The sequence below is a fragment of the Streptomyces purpurogeneiscleroticus genome (genome assembly GCF_020024005.1).
Taxonomy (GTDB): Bacteria; Actinomycetota; Actinomycetes; order Streptomycetales; family Streptomycetaceae; genus Streptomyces; species Streptomyces purpurogeneiscleroticus.
On record NZ_NHSG01000014.1, the window covers coordinates 1 to 5132 of the forward strand.

At 72.8% G+C, this 5132-nt stretch carries 5 protein-coding genes; 4 read left to right on the forward strand and 1 reads right to left on the reverse strand.

Features of this window, described 5'->3' with window-relative positions:
* Positions 1 to 750: serine/threonine kinase C-terminal domain-containing protein (locus CCS38_RS00375; RefSeq protein ID WP_504740338.1), on the forward strand; the 750-nt coding region annotated here is incomplete at its 5' end.
* On the opposite strand, the gene CCS38_RS00380 is transcribed toward CCS38_RS00375, so the two are convergent.
* Complete coding sequence (locus CCS38_RS00380; protein WP_223731155.1) at positions 717 to 2306, reverse strand: class I adenylate-forming enzyme family protein; 1590 nt, start codon at positions 2304 to 2306, stop codon at positions 717 to 719. The genes CCS38_RS00375 and CCS38_RS00380 overlap by 34 nt on opposite strands.
* A gap of 154 nt (positions 2307 to 2460) precedes the next feature.
* Here CCS38_RS00380 and CCS38_RS00385 point away from each other — a divergent pair, with 154 nt between their 5' ends.
* From CCS38_RS00385 to CCS38_RS00395, 3 genes are all read left to right on the forward strand, one after another.
* The gene (locus CCS38_RS00385; RefSeq protein ID WP_223731156.1) at positions 2461 to 3651 is read left to right on the forward strand and encodes an amidohydrolase family protein; all 1191 of its coding nucleotides are present in this window, start codon (positions 2461 to 2463) and stop codon (positions 3649 to 3651) included.
* Positions 3652 to 3658: 7 nt separating this feature from the next.
* Positions 3659 to 4813 carry an acyl-CoA dehydrogenase family protein gene (locus CCS38_RS00390; protein ID WP_223731157.1) on the forward strand — a complete coding sequence of 385 codons (1155 nt, stop codon included), beginning with the start codon at positions 3659 to 3661 and terminating at the stop codon, positions 4811 to 4813.
* A gap of 2 nt (positions 4814 to 4815) precedes the next feature.
* Positions 4816 to 5132, forward strand: a 317-nt coding sequence (locus tag CCS38_RS00395; protein WP_223731158.1) for an acyl-CoA dehydrogenase family protein, incomplete at its 3' end; no start/stop codon positions are given.

Genomic DNA, 5132 nt, shown 5'->3' on the forward strand with positions numbered 1-5132 from the left:
GACCACGACCGCCCGCGGCAGCGCGAGCCGCGGCCGAACCGCGACCGGACGCCCCGCGGCGGCCCGCGCCGGCTCGGCATGCTGCTGCTCGGCCTCGTGCTGCTGCTGGTCGTCGGCGCGGTGGTGGTCGCCGCGGTCTTCCTGCCGAAGAACGGCACGGAACCGGACGGCTCGGGGAACGCGCGGAGCAGCGTGCCCAGCGGTAGCGAAACCGGCCCGCCCGCGCCCGACCCGGCGCAGTCGCAGCCGGACGGCGCGGACCCGACCGGCACGCACCCCCGGAGCGCCGCACCGGACGGCCTGGCCGACGGCTTCGAGATGCGCGACGACCCGGAGGGCTTCCGGATCGCCGTGCACGAGGGCTGGCAGCGGCACGCCAAGAACGCCGAGGGGCAGGTGCGCTACACCAAGGGCGCCTTCACGCTGCTGGTGGTGCCGGGCCGGGACACCGCGAAGCGGTTCGGCTCCGACCCGATGGCGTACCAGCGGGACAAGGAGGCCGAGCTGGCGCCGTTCCGCGACGCGAACTGGACCTCGACCTCGGGGCTGCGGCGCACGGATGTCGGCCGGACGGCCATGGCGGAGGGCACCTTCACGTGGGGCGAGGACAGCGGCTCCGCGACGTACGCGCGCAACATGGCCCTCCTGGAGGGCGGCCGCTACCACCTCGTCCTGGTCATCGGCCCGGACCGGGACCGGGCCGAGGTGGACCGCTTCTACGAACAGGCGTCGACGTCCTTCCGCCCCTGAGCGTCCTTCCGCCCCTGAGCGCCGGATCCGGGGTGGGAGGCGCCGCCCGCGCCCGGCGCGAAGCGGACGCGCAGCTCGCCCTTGAGTACCTTGCGCAGCGTCGCGCCCCGGGGGAGGGCGTCCACCACCTCCACCCTCTCGGGCACCTTGTGCGGCGCCAGCCCACGCTCTCGTAGCCACGCGCCCAGCGCCTCCACGGTCACCGGGAGCGCGCCGTCCCGCTGTTCCACCACCGCGCACACCAGTTCCCCGCGCTCGGCGTCCGGAAGCCCGATCACCGCGGCGTCCCGGACATCCGGATGCAGCGGGAGCAGGTCCTCGATCTCCTTGGCCGAGACGTTCTCGCCCTTACGGATGATGATGTCCTTCAGCCGCCCGGTGACGACGAGGCGCCCTTCGGGGGTGAGGCGTCCGAGGTCCCCGGTGGGCAGGAACCCGTCGGCGTCGAACGGGTCCGGTTCGCCGAGGTACCCCTGGCACACGGCGGGGCCGCGCAGCCGTATCCCGCCGTCCGCGCCGATACGGATCTCCATGCCGGCCGGCGGGCGGCCGTCGGCCGTGGCCAGGTCCGCGTCGCTGTCCAGCGGGTCGCCCATGGTCACCATCGGGGCCTCGGTCAGCGCGTACCCGTGGGTGAGGGCGCAGCCCAGCTCGCGGATCACCTCGTAGTACAGCCCGGGAGGTTTGGGCGCGCCGCCGCCCGCCAACAGGCGCAGGTCGGGGAGGAGCGGCCCGGAGCCGGCCTGCCGCCGCTGTTCGGCGAGGAAGAGCTGGTAGAAGGCGGTGGAGCCGCCCGCGATGGTGACGCCGTGCCGTCGGTAGGCGCCCAGCGCTTCGGGCAGTGCGAAGTGTTCGAAGAGGACCGCCGGTATGCCGTGCCGCAGCAGCATCACGGTGTAATCGGGGCCCGCGACGTGCGCGTACGGGAACGCCATCGAGCCCACGTCGCGCGCGTCCACGCGCAGCGCGCGCCCGAGGTCGGTGCCCGCGGTGAGCAGCGCCCGGTCGCAGTGCAGGACGCCCTTGGGGCCCGCGGTGGTGCCCGAGGTCCAGTAGATCCAGCGGGTCTCCCCGGGGTCGGCGGGCGGCGGTGGCAGGCTGCCGGGGTCGCCGTCGGGCAGTGTGGCGTATGCGTCGGCGACCGTGAGCGGGCCGGGGAGCCGGGCGGCGATCCGCCGGCCCATGGCGGTGTGGTCGAAGCCGCGCCAGGTGCCGGGCGTGAGGAAGAACTCCGCTTCGGTGCGGCGCAGTACGTGTGCCACCTCGTGGTCGCGGTAGAGCGGGACGACCGGGCTCTGGACCGCGCCGAGCCTGGCCAGGGCGAGGGTGAGCAGCACTGTCTCGATGCGGGTCGGCAGCTGCCAGACGACCCGGGTGCCGGCGCGCACGCCCCGCGCGTGCAGTCCGGCCGCGACCCGCTCCGCGCGGGCGCGCAGCGCGCCGAACCCGATGCGTGCCTCGTCTTCCGGTGTGTTCCCCGCCTGTATGAGCGCGGTGGCATCGGGGGTGCGGTCGGCACGGTCCACGACCAGTCCCCACAGGGTCTCGCTCGCCATACGCCCTCCGCGTGTCCCGCGCTCCACAGAGCTGACGGTCCATCAGGTAATCACCGGAGCGTAGAGGTGTGTGCCTTGTCGGTCCAGGGGGCGGGGGCTAGCCTGCGTCCAGTAACTGACTACCCGTCAGGTAATGAGGGGACAGGGGACTCCCATGGAGCTACCGCGCATCATCAGCGTCGACGACCACGTGATCGAACCCGCGCACCTCTTCGAGACCTGGCTGCCGGCGAAGTACCGGGACCGCGGGCCCAGGCCGCTGACCGCCGGCATCGGCGAGCTGGCGTACGTGGGCGGCAAGTACGTCATCACCATGGATCCGGACGGCCCGCCCACCGACTGGTGGATCTACGAGGACCTGAAGTTCCCGTACAAGCGCAACATCGCCGCCGTCGGCTTCGACCGCGACGAGATGACGCTGGAGGGCATCACCCGCGCGCAGATGCGCCCCGGCTGCTGGGACCCGGCCGAGCGCCTGAAGGACATGGACCTCAACCACGTCGAGGCGTCCCTCTGCTTCCCGACCTTCCCCCGTTTCTGCGGCCAGACCTTTGCGGAGGCGCACGACAAGGAGGTCGCGCTGGCGTGCGTGCGGGCGTACAACGACTGGATGGTCGAGGAGTGGTGCGGCGACAGCGGCGGCCGGCTGATCCCGCTGTGCATCGTGCCCCTCTGGGACATCGACCTCGCCGTCCAGGAGGTGCGGCGCAACGCCGCGCGCGGAGTGCGGGCCGTGACGTTCAGCGAGATCCCCACGTACCTCGGACTGCCCTCGATCCACAGCGGCTACTGGGATCCCTTCTTCGCGGCCTGCGAGGAGACCGGCACGGTCGTCAACATGCACATCGGGTCCAGCTCCCAGATGCCGGCCGCGTCCCCCGATGCGCCGCCCGCCGTGCAGGCCGCCCTCTCGTTCAACAATGCGATGGCCTCGATGATGGACTTCTTGTTCAGCGGCGTCCTGGTGAAGTTCCCGGAACTCACACTCGCGTACAGCGAGGGGCAGATGGGCTGGATACCGTACGCACTCGAACGGGCGGACGACGTGTGGGAGGAGCACCGGGCCTGGGGCGGGGTGCGCGACCTGATCCCCGAGCCGCCCTCGACGTACTACTACCGGCAGATCTTCTGCTGCTTCTTCCGGGACAAGCACGGCGTCGCCTCACTGGACGCGGTCGGCCGGGACAACGCGACCTTCGAGACGGACTACCCGCACGTGGACTCGACCTTCCCGCACACCAAGGAGGTCGCGCTCGACCACGTGAAGGGACTGGACGAGGAGACCGTGTACAAGCTGATGCGGGGCAACGCGATCCGGATGCTCGGCCTCGGCCTGGACACGTGAGGCCCCGGTGGACCTCACGTACACGGACGAGGAGGAGGACTTCCGGGCCCGGCTGCGTGCGTGGCTGCGCGAGGTGCTGCCGAAGCTCCCCGACCGCCCCGCCGCCACCGACTGGCCCGGCCGCAGGGCCTACGACACGGCCTGGCAGCGGCTGCTGTACGACGCCGGGTACGCGGGGCTGCACTGGCCCGCCGACGCCGGAGGGCAGGACGCGACGCCCACCCAGCACCTGATCTTCCTGGAGGAGACCGAGCGGGCCGGCGCACCGTACGTGGGCGCGAACTTCGTCGGGCTGCTGCACGCCGGGCCCACCATCGCCGCCGAGGGCACCGCGGGCCAGCGTGCCCGCTGGCTGCCGCCGATCCTGCGCGGCGAGGAGATCTGGTGCCAGGGCTTCAGCGAGCCGGACGCCGGTTCGGATCTGGCGGCGCTGCGTACGAAGGCGGTGCGGGACGGCGACGCCTACGTGGTCAGCGGCTGCAAGACATGGACCTCGCACGCCGAGGTCGCCGACTGGTGCGAGCTGCTGGTGCGCACCGACCCCGAGGCGCCGCGGCACAGAGGTATCAGCTGGCTCGCGATGCCCATGGACGCGCCCGGCATCACCGTACGGCCGCTGCGCACGCTCACGGGGACCGCCGAGTTCGCGGAGGTCTTCCTCGACGAGGTGCGGGTGCCGGTGGCGAACCGCCTCGGGGCCGAGCACGACGGCTGGCGGGTGACGATGGTGACGCTCTCCTTCGAGCGCGGCACCGCCTTCGTGGGCGAGGTCGTGGCCTGTCATCGGGTGCTCGCCGCGCTGGCCCGTAAGGCGCGCGACAACGGCCGCTGGGACGACCCGGTACTGCGGCGCAGGCTCGGGCGACTGGCTGCGGAGTTCGCCGCGCTGTGGCGCCTCACGCAGTGGAACGTCAGCGCGGCGCAGAGGGGCGGCGGCGTGCCGGGGGCCGGCGGCTCGGTCTTCAAGCTGCGGTACTCGCACGCCCGGCAGGAGCTGTACGACGTGGCCGCAGAAGTGCTGGGCGCCGGGTCGCTCGACGCGGACCAGGAGTGGATCGCCGACCGGCTCTCGTCCCTCTCGTACACCATCGCGGCCGGCACCTCCCAGATCCAGCAGAACATCGTGGCCGAGCGGCTCCTCGGCCTCCCGAAGGGACGCTGACCGTGGACTTCCACCTCACCGACGACCAACGGGCGCTGCGCGCGGGCGTGCACGAAGTGCTGTCCGGGCGCTTCCCCGGAGAGCGGCTGCGCGCTGCGGTGGACGCCTATGAAGCGGCGGACGGCGGGCCTGTACTGGACCGCGCCCTGTGGCGCGAGCTGGCGGACGCGGGCTTCTTCTCGCTGCTGCTGCCCGAGGAGGACGGCGGCGCGGGGCTCGGGCTGCCGGAAGCGGTCCTGGTGCTGGAGGAGGCCGGGCGGGCGCTGCTGCCGGGGCCTCTGGTGGCCGGGATGCTGCTGGCGGGGGCGGTGGACGGGGC